Annotated in this window: 12 protein-coding genes and 1 tRNA gene; 8 read left to right on the top strand and 5 right to left on the bottom strand. The window is 55.8% G+C overall.

The features are described from left to right. Window positions 1-115: 115 nt before the first annotated feature. The 4 genes from CA54_RS10150 (at window position 116) to CA54_RS10135 (ending at window position 4,342) form a co-directional block, all read left to right on the top strand. On the top strand, window positions 116-1,540 hold the full coding sequence (locus CA54_RS10150; protein WP_231963025.1) for a DUF1501 domain-containing protein: 1,425 nt from the start codon (window positions 116-118) through the stop codon (window positions 1,538-1,540). Between the two features lie 217 nt (window positions 1,541-1,757). Then, window positions 1,758-3,461, top strand: a complete 1,704-nt coding sequence (locus tag CA54_RS10145; RefSeq protein WP_146370659.1) for a tetratricopeptide repeat protein — start codon at window positions 1,758-1,760, stop codon at window positions 3,459-3,461. 161 nt (window positions 3,462-3,622) lie between these two features. After that, window positions 3,623-3,916: a hypothetical protein gene (locus CA54_RS10140; protein WP_146370658.1), complete on the top strand. Its 294-nt coding sequence runs from the start codon at window positions 3,623-3,625 to the stop codon at window positions 3,914-3,916. An 81-nt stretch (window positions 3,917-3,997) separates the two neighbouring features. Further along, a complete protein-coding gene (locus CA54_RS10135) occupies window positions 3,998-4,342 on the top strand; it encodes an Imm1 family immunity protein (RefSeq protein ID WP_146370657.1) in 345 nt (114 codons plus the stop codon). 173 nt (window positions 4,343-4,515) lie between these two features. Here CA54_RS10135 and dapF read toward each other — a convergent pair whose 3' ends face one another. Continuing rightward, window positions 4,516-5,352: a diaminopimelate epimerase gene (gene dapF, locus CA54_RS10130; RefSeq protein ID WP_146370656.1), complete on the bottom strand. Its 837-nt coding sequence runs from the start codon at window positions 5,350-5,352 to the stop codon at window positions 4,516-4,518. A 110-nt stretch (window positions 5,353-5,462) separates the two neighbouring features. Further along, window positions 5,463-6,473: a 3'-5' exoribonuclease YhaM family protein gene (locus CA54_RS10125; RefSeq protein ID WP_146370655.1), complete on the bottom strand. Its 1,011-nt coding sequence runs from the start codon at window positions 6,471-6,473 to the stop codon at window positions 5,463-5,465. Between the two features lie 345 nt (window positions 6,474-6,818). Here CA54_RS10125 and CA54_RS10120 point away from each other — a divergent pair, with 345 nt between their 5' ends. Further along, window positions 6,819-7,151: a HesB/IscA family protein gene (locus tag CA54_RS10120; RefSeq protein ID WP_146370654.1), complete on the top strand. Its 333-nt coding sequence runs from the start codon at window positions 6,819-6,821 to the stop codon at window positions 7,149-7,151. A gap of 85 nt (window positions 7,152-7,236) precedes the next feature. Here the strand turns inward: CA54_RS10120 and hflX are convergent, their stop codons facing one another. Then, window positions 7,237-8,607 carry a GTPase HflX gene (gene hflX, locus CA54_RS10115; protein WP_146370653.1) on the bottom strand — a complete coding sequence of 457 codons (1,371 nt, stop codon included), beginning with the start codon at window positions 8,605-8,607 and terminating at the stop codon, window positions 7,237-7,239. A gap of 941 nt (window positions 8,608-9,548) precedes the next feature. Here hflX and CA54_RS10110 point away from each other — a divergent pair. Further along, the gene (locus CA54_RS10110; RefSeq protein WP_146370652.1) at window positions 9,549-12,362 is read left to right on the top strand and encodes a PAS domain-containing sensor histidine kinase; all 2,814 of its coding nucleotides are present in this window, start codon (window positions 9,549-9,551) and stop codon (window positions 12,360-12,362) included. Between the two features lie 54 nt (window positions 12,363-12,416). After that, window positions 12,417-13,034, top strand: coding sequence for a response regulator transcription factor (locus tag CA54_RS10105; protein WP_197532347.1), 618 nt, complete (start codon window positions 12,417-12,419; stop codon window positions 13,032-13,034). A 15-nt stretch (window positions 13,035-13,049) separates the two neighbouring features. On the opposite strand, the gene CA54_RS10100 is transcribed toward CA54_RS10105, so the two are convergent. Both CA54_RS10100 and trpB read right to left on the bottom strand, forming a co-directional pair. Continuing rightward, window positions 13,050-14,282, bottom strand: coding sequence for an LL-diaminopimelate aminotransferase (locus CA54_RS10100; RefSeq protein WP_146370651.1), 1,233 nt, complete (start codon window positions 14,280-14,282; stop codon window positions 13,050-13,052). A gap of 285 nt (window positions 14,283-14,567) precedes the next feature. Beyond that, a complete protein-coding gene (gene trpB, locus CA54_RS10095) occupies window positions 14,568-15,782 on the bottom strand; it encodes a tryptophan synthase subunit beta (RefSeq protein ID WP_146370650.1) in 1,215 nt (404 codons plus the stop codon). Between the two features lie 378 nt (window positions 15,783-16,160). Here trpB and CA54_RS10090 point away from each other — a divergent pair. Further along, a tRNA-Arg gene (locus CA54_RS10090) sits at window positions 16,161-16,234 on the top strand. Window positions 16,235-16,519 lie beyond the last annotated feature (285 nt).

Below are 16,519 nucleotides of genomic sequence, written 5' to 3'. Positions count from 1 at the left end.
GGGTGCACGGTTCAGTCTGGCTCAAAAGGTGTTCCCTAGTATGGTATACTTTTTAACAGAACCCCGTAACCGCCATGCTAAACTCACGAACACTCCTCATGCTGGACGACTGAACGTGCTGCGCTTGACCACCGACGAGCAGGGATTGTTGCCCTCGACGAGCCGCCGCGAATTGTTGCGGATTGGCGGACTCGGCGGGCTGATGTGGCCGTTTGTCGGCGCCGCGCCGCTTCAGGCGGAGTCGACACAACAAGTCCCCGGTTTTGGGCGGGCTAAGTCGGTGATTGTGGTCTATGCCAACGGCGGACAAAGCCAACTGGAAACCTGGGATCCCAAACCGGCAGCCCCCGCTGCTATTCGCGGCGAATTCGCCGCCATCCCCACAGCTGTTCCCGGAACATTGGTTTCCGAATATTTTCCGCGACTGGCCAAGTTGTCCGACCGGTATGCGATCATCCGTAGCATGTCGCACGATGATCTCGACCATGGCTCCGCAACTTACTTGGCGCTGACGGGCCGATTTCATACGCGCAAATCCTCCAACCCTCTCCCCGCATCCACCGACGCGCCCACGCACGGATCGATACTGGCGCGGGTACGGCCCACGTCTCAGTTTCCGTACTCCGCTGTGCACATCAACGGTCCCGCGTTTGTCCCCTTAATCGCCGGTCCGGGACAATCCGGGGGCTTACTGGGGCGAGATTACGATCCGCTCCTGTTAGGCGACGTACACGAGAAAGCGGTCGGCTTGCCCGGACTTTCGCAGCAACCGAACTTGCCCACGGTACGCCTCGATGCACGGAAGACCTTGCTGGAGAGCATCGACGGTTTTACCAAACAACTCGATCGCGGCCAGCCCATCGGAGATGTGGGCGGTTTGTACGAACAGGCGTATCGCATGCTCGCCTCGCCGAACTGCCGCGACGCGTTTGACCTCACGCAAGAATCCGACGCATTGCGTGATCGCTACGGCCGCAATCGTGCGGGACAAGCCTGCTTGCTCGCCCGCCGTTTGGTCGAGGCCGAGGTGCCTTGGGTCACAGTCTTTTTTAATCAGAATGCGCGGGGGCAAGACGACGCGCCCAACGATACCGACCTCTACGGTTGGGATACGCACAACGACATTTTCGTGGCGATGAAAAACTACCTGATGCCGCGCTTCGATTTAGGGTTCTCGGCATTGCTCGAGGACTTGGAAAACCGCGGCCTGTTGGACACCACATTAGTGGTCTGCATGGGAGAATTCGGCCGCGCGCCGCGCATTGCTTTCGAAAAAAGTTTTGCGGGACAGACGCCGGGGCGGAAACATTGGGGAGCGGTCTATTCCATCGTCATGGCTGGAGCGGGTATTCAACCGGGAATGGTTTACGGAGCATCCGACAAAATTGCGGCGTTCCCCACGGTTGAAAAAACCGGTCCCGCGGATGTTACGGCGACAATGTTCGCCGCACTGGGCATCGACCCGGCAGCACACTACACCGATGGTTTCGGCCGCCCCTTCGCAATCAGCGAAGGCCAACCGCTGGCTGGGCTATATTGAATCACGACTGCGTCAAACTGGATTGAGCAGCCACGCTCGCCGTGTCCCACCGATGTCGAATACTAAAAACGGACGAACTTTTGGATTCCTTCGCTTGTCCGGATAGGATATTCTCAGGGCAAGCCTCAGCCTATTTTCGATTACCAATTGGGTTCCACCCAATACCGTACGCTCATACCACGTTTGTCAATTCAATCGTTCGTTGAAGGGAATCGTGATGAAGAAATTTGCTTGCATTTCAATATTGGTGGTGGCACTGGCATGCTGCGGTTGGACTGCCGGGGAATGGTTCTCTACTGCCATCGGGCAGGAGGCAGTCGCCGAACGATCGGCTCCCGCCGGGCCAACCGATCAACCGCAACTCTTCGAAGGGATGGGGCCGCATCGCCGCGCGATCACGACTAATTCGCCCGAAGCCCAAAAGTATTTCAACCAAGCACTCACGTGGATGTATTCGTTCAACCACGACGAGGCCATCCGCTCGTTTCGGCGTGCAGCGGAATTGGATGACCAGTGCGCGATGGCTTGGTGGGGCATCGCTTTTTGCGAAGGCCCAAACTACAACGACGAAATCATGACCGAAGAGCGCTCCGCCGCCGCTTGGGATGCACTGCAACAGGCACAGACCCGCATCGAAAACACGACGCCCGTCGAACGCGCGCTCATCGAGGCGCTCGGTCACCGCTACGCCAAGCCATGGCCGGAGGACCGAACCGGGCTGGAACAGGCTTATGCCGATGCGATGGCAAAAGTCTGGGAAACGTATTCCGACGATGCCGATGTCGGCACGCTTTACGCAGAAGCATTGATGGTCCAAAAACCGTGGCAGTTATACGCACTCGATCAAACGCCGGCCGAGGGCACCGACAAGATCATCGCCACGCTCGAACGAGTGATGGAAATAGAACCCGAGCATCCCGGCGCCAATCACTACTACATTCATGCTGTGGAACCAAGCAAAAATCCTTACCGCGCGCTCCCCTCAGCCAAACGACTCAGCGATCTGGTCCCCGCCAGCGGACACATGTTGCACATGCCGTCGCACATTCATGTGAAAACCGGATTTTGGGACGAAGCCATCGTGCAAAATCAAAAGGCGCTGCGTTCCGACACCAAATACCGTGCGCGCTCCGCAAACCATGCGATGCAACATACCTACATGGTACACAACGCTCACATGCTGGCATTCACCTCGATGATGACCGGCCGCGAAAAACAGGCGTTGGCCGCGGCCCGGGCGACGTGGGACAACACTCCCCCGGAAGTGCTCGAAGTCGTCGGACCAATCATCGATTTGTGGATGTGTTCGGTCTATGACGTGCAAAAACGATTCGGCCGCTGGGATGCGATTCTGGCCGAAGAGCAACCGCCGGAGTACCTTCCTATCACCACAGCCATCTGGCGGGCGCATCGTGCGGTCGCTTATGCAGCCAAGAAAGATTTCCCCGCTGCTGTCCGCGAACAGGCCGAATTCCGCAAAGCTAAAGCGGCAATTCCCGCAGAGCATATGGCATTCGGCGATCCGGCGCACACGATTCTAGAAGTCAGTGAATTTTTCATTGCCGCCGAAATCGCGCTGCAACAAGGGGACTGGAAAACCTCGGCCGAACTTCTCGAACAAGCGGCGGTGATCGAGGATCGTTTGAATTACGGCGAACCACCCCAATGGCTGCAGCCGGTTCGCCACACGCTCGGAGCGGTCTACCTGTCTGACAAACGATATGCCGATGCCGAACGCGTCTACCGCGAAGACCTAGCCAAATGGCCCCGCAACGGCTGGTCGCTCTACGGCCTCAGCCGCGCACTTGAGTTGCAAGGCAAAACCGAAGAAGCCGACGGCTACCGGCAACTCTATCGCGGCGTCTGGGCCCAAGCCGACGAACCACTGGGAACCAGCTGCAAATGTATCCCCAAGCTCTGAGCAATCCGTAGGTCATGCTGTGCATGACAGTGCTCCTTGCGCCCCTCATTGAAGAAATGAACATTCCACATAGAGGAAAATGATTCGCAGCAAGGAATGATCAACCATCCCGCAGATGCATTTTTTATTCTTCGCAATTTATCAGGCAGTTGTGACTTTCGATGATGACAGACAGCGAATTGAATCCAACATTAGGGTCGTACGGCAATAAAAACGGGATGATGTTCAATCTCGTGCTGCTGGTATTGCTTTTCGCCGCGTGTATCGCCGTTCCGGTATTTGCAAGCATATGGATTCATCCCGTCGCTGGGGCCGGGATGGCGATTATCGCATTGTACGTCTGGAAAACCTTTGTGCCTCCAACGCCGAGGCTGTTACAGGGTTTTGTCTGCTTAGCGGGGATGGGCGCAATACTGGGAGTACTTATCGAGTGCACCATTCGCGCCATTTGGTGAACAATTCGGCTCGAAGCGGTTTAGATCGATACCAGTTTCCTAGCGGGAGCCTGGGAATAGGTTAAAACAAGAATGGTTCACATGAGCGCCCCCGATGATAAGTTTCGCGAAGTCTGGGTTGAGGCACCAGAGGGCCAGTCTCTATGCGCCTTGATCAATGGCGATGTGGGTTGGCTGATGTATCTGCGCGAGAGTGGCGACGCGGGGTTCAGCTCACGGAATCCCGACTATGACGGGGATCCCAAGGCGACGGTTGAGTATTGTCTCTCCAATGGACAGCGCGATGAATATCCACGATTGTGGGCATTGCCAGTTTCAACTGTCGAGCGAGCGGTGGAGTTCTTTCGCGCAAAGCATGCGCCGCCACCATTCATCACTTGGCACAATGACTCAGGGGACGGAACGAATATCCCACCAATGGACTAAATATCGACCGGCTCAGCGCCAACCCTACAATCTGGGTGGCTGGGGACGGACGAAGTCCGCCCCCAGTTTATTGGGCGGAGGGATGTCAAACGACCTGGGGGCGAGCAAATGCTCGTCCCCAGCCACTCAGAGTCTGACATTTATTGTTAACCAATGCCGTGGGTCGCTAAGCATCACCCCACAGGCCATTTACCGTGAAACACCTCAACCGCTTCGCCCGTCATGAAGACCTCGTCGGTCTCGGACCATTCCAGTTCTAAATCGCCACCCAGCAGATGGCACAGCACGCGCCGCTCGGTGAGTCCGGCTAAAACGCCCGCCACCAATGATGCGCATGCTCCGGTGCCGCAGGCTTGGGTTTCTCCTGACCCGCGTTCCCAGACGCGCATGTTGATTTCAGTTGGCGAAACAACCTGGATAAATTCGGCGTTCACGCGATTGGGGAACGCTGGGTGATTCTCGATTTCGGGCCCAACGCCGTACACCCATTCGTCGCTCAATTCATCGATGAATGTAATACAGTGCGGATTGCCCATCGACACACAGGTGACCATCAAATCGCGACCGGCGACGTGCAACGGAACGTTCACCGGCGGATCACCGGCGAGCGAGGTGGGGATGTCGCTGCTTTTGAGAATTGGACGTCCCATATTCACGCGGACGCGATGTGCGATGCTACCGCTGACTTCTAATTGCAAATCCAAGACCCCGTTGCCGGTTTCGATCTTCAGATTTTCTTGGCTACAAATGCCGTGGTCATAGACGTACTTGGCGACACAGCGGATGCCGTTGCCGCACATTTCCGATTCGCTGCCATCGGCATTGAACATCCGCATACGAGCATCGGCTTGTTCCGACGGGCAAATCAGGATCAGACCATCGGCGCCGATTCCCTTGTGCCGATCACTCATGGCGATCGCCGTAGCGGTAATATCTGCCGGCGGCTGCTCGTCAAAACAATTCACGTAGACGTAGTCATTTCCCGCCCCGTGCATCTTTGTAAATCGCATGTTTCGTCGCTTCAATCAGTCGTAGGTCAGGCAGCCGCCTGACGCAAATGGGGGAGTCGATCCGGTTGTGTAGAACGCGTTTGGGTTGGGTCGTCAGGCGGGAGCCTGACCTACTCGGTTAAGCCGCGGAAGATGGACCGCCGTAGCGGGTTGTCTCGGGGGGTGAATTCTTCCCCCTCCTCGGGCGGCAATTCCAAGGCGGTCGCCATCATATGATACTTGGCATCGATGTCATCCGCATAGTGCACCAGCAACGATTCCGGTGTGTGCGGTGCGATCGGCGAACCCCATTCGGGCAGGTTTTGATGCGCGATAATAATATGTTCTAACCGTAATAATGTCTCGGCATCCAATTCATCAATGGCACTGGCATATTCCCGCACGATATCGCGGCCCAACAAAATATGCCCGACCAAACGTCCCTCGGCGGTATAGGCGAATCCTTGCGGTTGGGATTCCAACTCGCGGAGCTTGCCGATGTCATGCAAAATCCCACCAGCAACGACCAGCGACTTGGAGAGCGGCGGATCGGTCTCGGGATAGTAGGCAAGATATTTGTCCGCCAAATACAGACAGGTCCGCGTGACGGAGAGGACGTGTTCTAAAAACCCGCCGCGAAAGGCGTGATGGTTGCGGACAGCGGCAGCTGAGTCTTTGATCTGTGCTTCATTGTCTTTCAAGAGATTCACAACGAGTTGCTTAAGCGGTGCGTCGGTGATGTGCTCGTCTACAATGTCCAACAATTCGGTGAACATCTCCTGCGGATCGAAACGTGTCGTGACGAAAAAATCAGCGGGGTCAAAACCGTCGTCGGCATCGTCGTCGGTGACTTCGCGGATTTGCAACAGATCAATTTGCGGGCCGTATTGGTTTTCTTCGTAGCGGCAGCGGATCTTATAAAAACCGCCCGCCTGCCACGACGACTCGCAATCGGCGAACCAGCGCGTGTCGTTCCAAATCATAGCGGTCGCTTTGCGCGCCGCATCACGAAAGCTAACTCGGAAATACGGCTTGCCGTCACGTGTTTTGGCACGATCCTTGGCAGCCAGCACGACAAAACAATCGGCCTGTTGACCCGGTTCGGCGTCGCTGAGCGGGGTGATTGGTGGCTGGTCAGACATGAAAACCGTCCCTCGCGCGGGGGAAATCGTGATCGTTTTTTTAACAATGCAGCGGATCGTCTACTTTACCCACGGTCAACAGGTCATGCAAATTTAGAAAAGTCCTGTTGGGAAGACAGGGCATAATCCACATGGGTTCACGGCAAGGTAATTCGCCGCAACCTCCTTCCACATAGGGCATTACAGAGACCCGCCAGCTGTGATTTCCCTGCAAGGTCATGCTCGGCTTTTTCCGTTCGCCGGACGTTGCTATAATGAATTGCAGCACCAAACGCGTTGGATGGTGTGTCAATTCGGTCGTGATCGATTGTTGAAAATCGAAATCAAAACGGAGCCTACAGAGTCATGTCAGTCATCATTAGCGAAAAAGCCGCCAGTGAAATTCAGCGGGTCATTTCCGATCAAAAACACCCGGACAACACGGTTTTACGAATCGGTGTCGCCGGCGGCGGGTGTAGCGGATACCAGTACAGCTTGGGATTCGACACGGATTCCGACGCTGCCAAAGACCACATCACCGAGCAACACGGTGTGACTGTCGCCGTCGACAAGCGGAGCGACTTGTTCCTCGATGGCACCACGGTCGACTTCTACGAAGGTCTCGACAAACGCGGATTTACGTTCGACAATCCCAATGCTGTGAAGAGTTGCGGTTGCGGAAGCAGCTTCTCCGCCTAAGCAAACCGGGCAGTGAAACCTATCTGCCAGCGAAGTGAATACAACAGGCCGCGCGACATGATCTTTGTCGCTGCGGCCTGTTTTTTTATTGCGCGCTGAATTCGTTTTCTTCAATCGCGATGGGCTCGTCGATCGAAAAACCATTCTCGTCGGCTGGTGGGGCGTATCCATTGAGCAGGGCGACGTTCGTATCGTCACCTTCGACACCGTGCAAAAACCGACGCGGAATACGGCAACTGACCGTCACGCGTGATTCTTGAGAATAGTCGGTCTCGGTGATATCGGCGTGAGCGGCGAGATAGGCCAGTAGCCGTCCGTTGCCGACATAGGTTTCGACTTCCGCATCGAGATACCCATCTCCCAGACGCTCGGCAACTCGTTCCGCTAACGCCGCCAGACCGGTTCCCTCGGCCGCACTGACGGAAATTGCCTCCGGATGCGCCAACCGCAGGACATCGTACACCGACCGGTCGTGAATGGCGTCGATTTTGTTGAGAACCAGGATCGCTTCCGAGCCATCAACACCGATTTCCTTGAGGACTTCGTTGACGGTGGCGATGTGTTGTTCGGCATCGACGTGCGTGCCATCCACAACGTGCAACAACAGATCCGCGTTGCGGACTTCTTCCAATGTGGATTTGAACGAGGCGACCAGATTGTGCGGTAAATCGCGGATGAATCCGACGGTATCGCTGAGCAGCACGTCCCCGCAATGCGGTACGTTCCACCGTCGCGTCCGTGTATCGAGCGTGGCAAACAGTTGATCGGCGACTAGCACGCCCGCACCGGTTACGGTGTTCATCAGCGTGCTTTTTCCGGCGTTGGTGTAGCCCACCAGTGAGACGGTCATCTGATCATCCCGTGCGGAGACCATGCGGGCCCGGCGTTTTTCGACGACTTTCAGCTTGCGCTTCAATTCCGAAACCCGTTTGTCGATCAACCGGCGGTCGGTTTCGAGTTGCTGTTCACCCGGCCCCTTGCTACCAATCCCCCCTTCGATCCGCGACAAGTGAGTCCACATCCGTTTCAGTCGGGTTCGCTGATAGAGCAATTGCGCCAGCTCGACTTGAAGTTTGGCTTCATAGGTCCGCGCGTGCGTATTGAAGATGTCGAGAATCAGTTCGCTACGATCCACGATGACCACATCGAGCGCGGCTTCCAGATTGCGTCCCTGAGCGGGGGTGAGGTTGTTGTCGAAGATGACCAACTCGGCATCTTGCATTTTGACGAGCATTTCCAGCTCCTCAACCTTGCCTTTGCCGAGATAGGTCTTGAGGTCGGGACGCTTGCGATGCTGCGTCAGCGTGCCCACGACCTCGACACCTGCGGTTTTCACCAACCCCTTCAGCTCGTCCAGAGGATGAAGTTCGCTCGCTTCTTGCTCGGGAAGCACCACGGCGACCAGCACCGCTCGTCGTTGCTGGACGCTCAATTCCTCGCGTTTAGGATCTGCCAAGTGAAGTTGCCGCCTTTCAATTTGAAATACGTGGTTAAGATTCGTCGCTGACGAGAATCCGTTTCAAAATCTAGTTGCGTAGGTGCTACAAACTTGCAGCCCCGTGACAGCGGGACGCATCAGAGGGTTTTGAATTATCTTGTATTAGTATTTTAGGTCGCTGCCTGTGTGCAATCAAGAAGGGAATCTCCTCTTCAGAGTCATGACACCCGATACGCGAAGTGGTTCACCACGTATTATCAAGCGGTGACTAAGAGAAAATTCGGCGAGGGCAGCCAGAATTGCAAGCATACCGGACAGTTAGCGGCCCCAAAGAAAGGCGAGAGGCCGAAAGGAGGCGGGGGGTCCTTTCGGCCTGTAGGGGATGTGATCGGGGGGTGTGATGTGGGGTGTGATAAGCCCGACTCCTCGGGCTGGTGTGACAATAATTTGCCGGTTTTTCATTTTCCGAGCTGAGCTGTTACGGTTTTTAAACGACATTGTTCGCCGGGGCGGACAAACGTCGGTGATCAAGGGATGATCGGGCCTAGCGTAACGGCCTGCACTCGTTAACTCTCTCCACCGCTCAAAATGATAAAACCAGCTTATAGACTCTGTAAGAACACTTGAGATTGATTCCCGTCGTGTTCTGAAGGGGACTAATGCAGTTGCCGTGCCGGTTTGCCGAGAACCTTTCTGGCAGCTGAGATTGAGATATTTGGAGATCGGACCCTGACTGCACTTACGTAATTTGGTTTTTTTAGAATCGCTCTAGCGAGATGCGTTGCTGGCGACAATCGATGTAAGATTTTCACCGCCATGGTAAATTTCTCCCTGCCCAATGCGGCCGCTCATGGCCGAAAATCGGGAACTTGGGTGGTGCCCAGACATGGAACGGGAAATAATAGAAGAGAAGACTGTTCAGGGTGCATAGCGGACGTTGCAATTGAAAAGGACATGAGATGTCACAAGCTTTTGAGACCGGCGCGGACTTGACTGCGGAATTACGCGCGCGGATCGAGGAGCTTGAAAAAGAAACCGCGCAACTGAAGTTGAGCCGCGATGCCATCGCCGAAAGAGAACAGCGGTATGAATCGATCGTCAACAACCAAACGGAGATTATTTGCCGCATCGACGAGTCGTTGTCGCTGACGTTCGTCAATCGCATGTTCTGTGAATACTTCAACGAATCTGAGGAGCAACTGCTGGGCCGCGACTATGTAATGTTTCTCGAGCCTGCGCTACGGGATCGGGCGCGCGCCAAGATGGAATCCTTGTTCCAGAAACCGCAAGTCACGTCGCACGTTTGCGAGGTTGTTCGGACGGAGGGGCAATCGGGATGGCAGCACGGATTTGTGACACCCGTCATGAATGCCGACGATTCCGTGTACGAACTGCAAGTCGTCGCCCGGGTCCGTTCCAGCCGCGAACAGGCCGAATACGAGATAAAAAATACGGAGATCGTCAACGGCCAACTGGCCAAGATCATGAAGGATGGGCTAATCGTCGTCGATCCTCAAGGAATTGTCCGTTCGGTGAATGAACAACTCTGCCAAATCGGCGGCACCAAGATGGAGGAAGTGATTGGCCGGTCGATGTGGGATATTGTGGGAGCGGAAAACCATGAGATTCTTGCCGAACAATTCGCCAAACGCAGCATCGGCGGTGCCTCCCAATATGAGATGACCTGGACCAGCGGGACAGGCCGGCATGTCTCGGCAATCTTTTCCCCCACGCCGCTGTTTGACGCACAAGGCAGATTCGACGGTTCGCTGTCGGTGGTGACCGACATCACTGCACGGCGGGAAACGGAAATTCAGCTACGCGAAAGCGAGCGGTTGTTGGCCGCTTCGCAAAAGATCGCCCGCGTGGGAAGCTTTGAATGGAAACGCGGTGAAAAAATTGTAATCTGGTCGGCAGAGCTGTACCGCATGCATGGACGGTCACCGGAAACATTCGTACCGACGAAGGAATCGTTTCTAGAAACCGTGCATCCTGATGACCGCGTCGCTGTTCGAGATCGACTGTGGCAGATTTTCCGCGGGGTCCCCAGTAGTCCGCACGAATATCGAATCATTCGCTCCGACGGTGAAGTGCGGTGGTTGGAATCGACCCGCTGGCTGCTCAAGGACGACAAAGGCAAAGCGCGGGGCATGATCGGCACATCACGCGACATCACTTCGCAAAAACGCGCCAAGATGATCCTGGAAGAGCGGGAATCGATCCTCCGTAGCTTCTATGAGAGTGGACTGATGTTAATGGGAGTCGTCGAGTTGGACGGCGACGACATTCGTTGGATCTCCGAAAACGAGGCAACGGCCCAGCACCTGGGTACCACTCCCGAAGCGATGAAAAACAAAACCGCTCGCGAAATTGGCATCAGTCCGGCTGAGAGCGCGCTGTGGGTCGCCAAGTATCAAGAAGCGGAACAGACCGGCGAGACGGTCCGTTTCGAATACATGCGGCCTGATGACCCTAGCCGGCGTTGGCTATCAGGAACGGTCAAAATGATCGGTAAGTCTCCGGAAAAACGGCCCCGGTTCTCTTATATTTACGATGACATCACAGACCGTAAACGGGTCGAAGCCAAAATCCAAGCCGCGCACGACGCGCTGGAACAACGCGTGCAAGAACGGACGACCGAGCTGGTCGACGCCAACCGACAGTTACGTTTTCATGCCCAATTGCTCGATAGCGTGCGCGAGTCGGTGGTAGCGACCGACCTGGACGGCCGAATCGTCTATTGGGGCAAGGGAGCTGAAAACCTTTACGGTTATCAATCCGATGAAGTGGTTGGCAAGCCGATTACACAAGTCGCCCGTTCGGATGGTTCGCAAGGAGAACTTCGGCGGATGGCGCAGGTTCGCGAAATGGGATCCTGGCACGGCGAGTTTCGCCAGCATCGCACCGATGACACCAAGTTCTGGGCTGAAACGGTGATTTCGCTCGTCAATGATCCCAGCGGAAACCCCACGGGCTTTATTGCCATCGATCGCGATATCACCGTGCGGCGGCGCGCTGAAGAACGGACGCGGCAACTGCATGCCGATTTGGCGCATGTGCTCCGACTGGGGACGATGGGCGAAATGGCCTCAGGCCTGGCACACGAAATCAATCAACCGCTGGGGACGATCGCTAATAACGCGCATGCGGTCGCCCGCAGTCTACGGAACGGGACGCTGCCCAATCACGAAGTGTTGGAGATCATCGAGGAGATTGCCGCCGAAGCGATGCGCGCCGGAGAGATCTTGCACAGTCTGCACCGATTTGCATCCAAGGCCGAACCCAATCGGACAGCCGTTGATCTGCGCGACCTCGTCCACGAAGTGACCCGCTTGTTCGATTCGGACATCCGACGGCATGGAATTGTCCTACGGCTCGATTTAGAAGAGGATTTACCGGAAGTGTACGTCGAACGAATCCAGATCCAGCAGGTCGTCGTCAACCTAGTCCGTAACGCCTTTGATGCGTTGCTGGAGGATCGCCGCAGTGAACGGGAGGTGGTCGTGCGGGCACGAGCGGTGGAAACCGGCGTTCTTGTTAGCATCGCCGACAACGGCAAAAATTTGTCTCCCGATTTATACGCAAAGATTTTTTCGCCTTATTTTACAACCAAAAAAAACGGCATGGGGATGGGATTGAGTATCTGTCGTTCCATCGTAGGTTCGCACGGCAGCCAATTGCGCGCGTCGCCCAACGCGGATTACGGTCTGACATTTACGTTCACGCTCCCCTGCAATGTCGCAGAATCGGCTCCAGACCAATCAGGTGTGTAGCACGTTTGACGAATCCAATCCGGCGTGTTGTTCACGTCGAATCGAGGAAATATTTTGAATACTACTAGCACCAACCCGACCGTGTTTGTCGTCGATGACGAACCGGGCATGCGCAAGTCGCTTGAGCGACTCCTGCGGTCCGCCGGCCTTCAAGCAGAATGTTTCGGCAACGCGGAAGCATTCTTGCGGGAGTACGACCCCAGCCGTCCAGGTTGCTTGATTCTAGATGTCTGCATGGATCACATGACAGGACTGGAGTTACAGAAAGAACTCAATGCGCGGCGTATTCTGCTGCCGACCATCGTGATTTCTGGATACGCGGACGTTCCCAATGTGGTCAAAGCGGTCAAAGGGGGCGCGGTCGACTTCCTGGAAAAACCGTTTAACGATGAGCTGTTGCTGGAACGCGTGCAACAAGCAATCCGGCTGGATCAGCGACAACGTATGGAGGCAGTCCGCGCGTCAGCGACCGAAGCGCGGTTGCGATCGCTGACGCCGCGGGAAACTCAGGTGATGGAGCTACTCGTCGCCGGCCGCCGCACGAAACAAATCGCGTACGACCTCAGCATCAGCCCCAAAACGGCCGACATTCACCGCGCGCATGTGCTGGAAAAAATGAAGGTCGATACCGTCGTCGATCTCGTGCGATTGGTGCACGATCTACCCGACTGATGTCCATCCGCCGTCTCAGCCCACCACGCGTTGGAACCGTTCGACCGCCTGCTCGATGTTTTCGCGGCTGTTGAATGCGCTCAAGCGGAAGTAGCCTTCGCCGGCGGCGCCAAATCCGCTGCCGGGCGTGCCGACCAGATGTCCTTTGGACAGCAATTGGTCAAAGAAGTCCCAGCTACCCGCCCCACCGGGGGTTTTCAGCCAGACGTAAGGCGCGTTCACACCGCCGTACACCGTAATCCCCGCGGACTCCAAGCCTGCGCGAATCAACTCCGCATTGGTGAGGTAAAACTTGATCAGCTCGTTGATCTGTTGTTGGCCTTCTGGCGTAAAGACCGCTTCGGCTGCGCGCTGAATCGGATAGGAGACCCCGTTGAACTTGGTGCAGTGTCGGCGATTCCATAACGGATGAATCGGCTGGTCCTCGCCGGTGGATGTTTTTCCGGTCAGTTCCTTGGGAATGACCGTATAAGCACAGCGTGTCCCCGTAAATCCGGCGTTCTTGCTGAAACTGCGAAACTCGATGGCGACGTCGCGAGCGCCTTCAATCTCATAGATCGAATGCGGAATCTCCGGATCGGTGATGTATGCTTCGTAGGCCGCATCGAAAAAGATGATCGCATCGTGTGCGCGGGCATAATCGACCCATTGCTTCAGCGTCTCCCGCGAAGCGACCGTCCCCGTGGGATTGTTGGGATAACACAGGTAGATCAAATCGACCGGTTCGTCCGGTAGACTCGGAACGAAATCGTTCTCCGCGGTAACAGGCACGTACACCAATCCCTCATAACGGCCATCTATGCCAGCGGCGCCGGTCCGCCCCGCCATGACATTCGTGTCGACATACACCGGATAGACCGGATCCATCACGGCGACGATGTTGTCCTCGCCAAAGATGTCCAGGATATTTCCCGTGTCGCATTTGGAGCCGTCGGAAATGAAGACTTCATCGGCGGCAACTTCCACACCGCGTGGTTTGAATGCGTTTTCGACAATCGCCGTGCGGAGGAACTCGTAACCTTGCTCCGGCCCATACCCGCGGAACGAATCCCGCACGGACATATCATCGACCGCCTTATGCATCGCCGCGACGCATGCCGCCGGCAGCGGTTCGGTCACGTCGCCAATGCCCAGACGGATGACATTGGCATCGGGATTCTCCTGCGTGAATGCGGAGACGCGACGTCCAATTTCGGGAAAGAGGTATCCAGCAGCGAGCTTGGAATAGTGTTCGTTGATTGTGGCCATGGAATCTGATGTTTCAAAGATAGACGAAGAATGACAATTACAAATAAAAACCCAACCGGGAGGGCGAGGCTCCCGCCGAGCCACACATGGTCGAATGACGATAACCTTACTATGCGTTTTTTGAAGAGACCGCACGTCTCACATAAAACAGTGCAAGGTACGCTGCGATTTAAACTAAGCTAGAAAACTCACCGCTGAGGCGAACGGGTGCGAATCTGTCTCTTTCTCTGTGTGCTCTGTGAACTCTGTGGCAAAACTTTTTCGTCATAGCGTTTGCGACGCACCCTACAGCTCTTTGCCCATCAACTGTGCCACCTCATAGACGTCCTTGTCACCGCGACCCGAGAGGCAGACGACGACGACGTCATCCGGCTTGCGCGCTCCTGCTGTTTTAATCACTTGTGCGATGGCATGCGAGCTTTCCAGCGCCGGGAGAATGCCTTCTAAGCGGGCCAAGGTACCGAAGGCGTCCAGGGCTTCATCGTCGCTGACGGGGCCGTATTGCACGCGGCCTGTATCTTTCCAATAACTATGTTCGGGACCGACGCCGGGATAATCTAGTCCGGCGGAAATGGAATGTACGTCGTCGGTTTGTCCGTCCGCATCCTGCAACACATAGCTGTAACTGCCGTGCAACACCCCTTTTTCACCGTAGCTGAGCGTTGAAGCATGATCGCCGGGATTGGATCCGCGTCCCCCCGGTTCCACGCCGGTTAACTGGACGTCACTGTCTTCCACAAACGGATAAAACATGCCCGCCGAGTTAGAACCACCTCCCACGCAGGCGATCACCTCATCGGGGAGCCGACCGATTTGTTCGAGGCATTGCTGTTTAGTTTCGCGACCGATGACCGATTGGAAATCGCGGACCATGCGGGGAAACGGGTGCGGACCGACAACTGAGCCTAAGATATAATGCGTGTCTGCAACACTGGCCATCCAGTCCCGCATCGCTTCGTTAATGGCATCGCGAAGTGTGCGCGACCCACTGCACACCGGACGAACCTCGGTCCCCATCGTTTGCATATTGAACACGTTCAATTTTTGTCGCCGCACATCCTCCTCGCCCATGTAGACCACACAAGGCAGACCGAACAGCGCACAGGCGGTGGCAGTGGCGACGCCATGTTGGCCGGCACCGGTTTCGGCAATCACCCGCGTTTTGCCCATCCGCTTTGTGAGCAACACTTGGCCAAGCGTATTGTTGATTTTGTGGGCACCGGTGTGATTCAAATCCTCGCGTTTGAGGAAAATCCGCGCGCCGCCACAATGCTCAGTCAGCCGCCGGGCAAAATACAGCGGATTGGGCCGTCCGACGAAGTGCCGCAACAAGTCATCCAATTCAGCCTTGAAGGAGGCATCGCGGATGGCCGATTCGTATTCCTGATCGAGTTGCTCCAGAGCCTGCATCAACGTTTCTGGGACAAATCGCCGGCCAAATTCGCCAAATCGCCCCTGGGCATCGGGAACATTAGCGGTGGCGGGTGTTGACGTGGTCATTGAATTACTTTCGAGAGTTCGTCACAAGGGGGGGAGAGCGGGCTCGTAACGCCGCTCGTTCATGTGATCGTAGAAGATGATTCCAATTTAGCAAACCGAATCATCCACTGCCAGATTGCCGATCGATCGCAAACACCGGACCGCTCGACTTCTGGGTAAATCAACAGGCAAGGCATTTGAGGAAATCCAGAGCTTTCTCGATATCACAAACTCAGAATAGCCGCCATGTGTCCTGTTCAGAGAACCGGCTGGACAGTTCCCGCCACGGCTGGCTGGTTTGGCTGGCCATGGATTGATAAAATTTTGCCTGCTGGCCGAGCTGCTCACGCAAAAGTCAGCCAATTACCGGCGTCCCCCCCTATAACGACGCCAACTTCCGCACCCGTAGCTCAGCTGGATAGAGCGACGGTTTCCTAAACCGTAGGCCGTGGGTTCGAGTCCCGCCGGGTGTATTTGTTGGTCGGGCATGCTTTGCGCTGTCGACCAACTCCTGTGAAGGTCGCTGGGGGAAGTTTCTGGGCGCGTCGATGGCGCGCCCGCTTTCCTTGATGTTACTTGTGGAATGGCTGGGGCTTTGTCATGCGGCTAACGATGACGGCATGACGAATTGACCGGTGCTCTTATCCCAAAATCTAAACCGTTCGACGTGCGTGTCGTCCGGGTTATTTTGCCTGGATAAACCTTAACGCTTCTGCCGATAGTACGGAAAGACCGACGGCGGTAGTTGCCGGGGTCAT

This window comes from Symmachiella macrocystis, assembly GCF_007860075.1.
GTDB lineage: Bacteria > Planctomycetota > Planctomycetia > Planctomycetales > Planctomycetaceae > Symmachiella > Symmachiella macrocystis.
The sequence above is the reverse complement of the archived record's forward strand: the minus strand, read 5'-3'. Positions and strand labels throughout refer to the sequence as shown.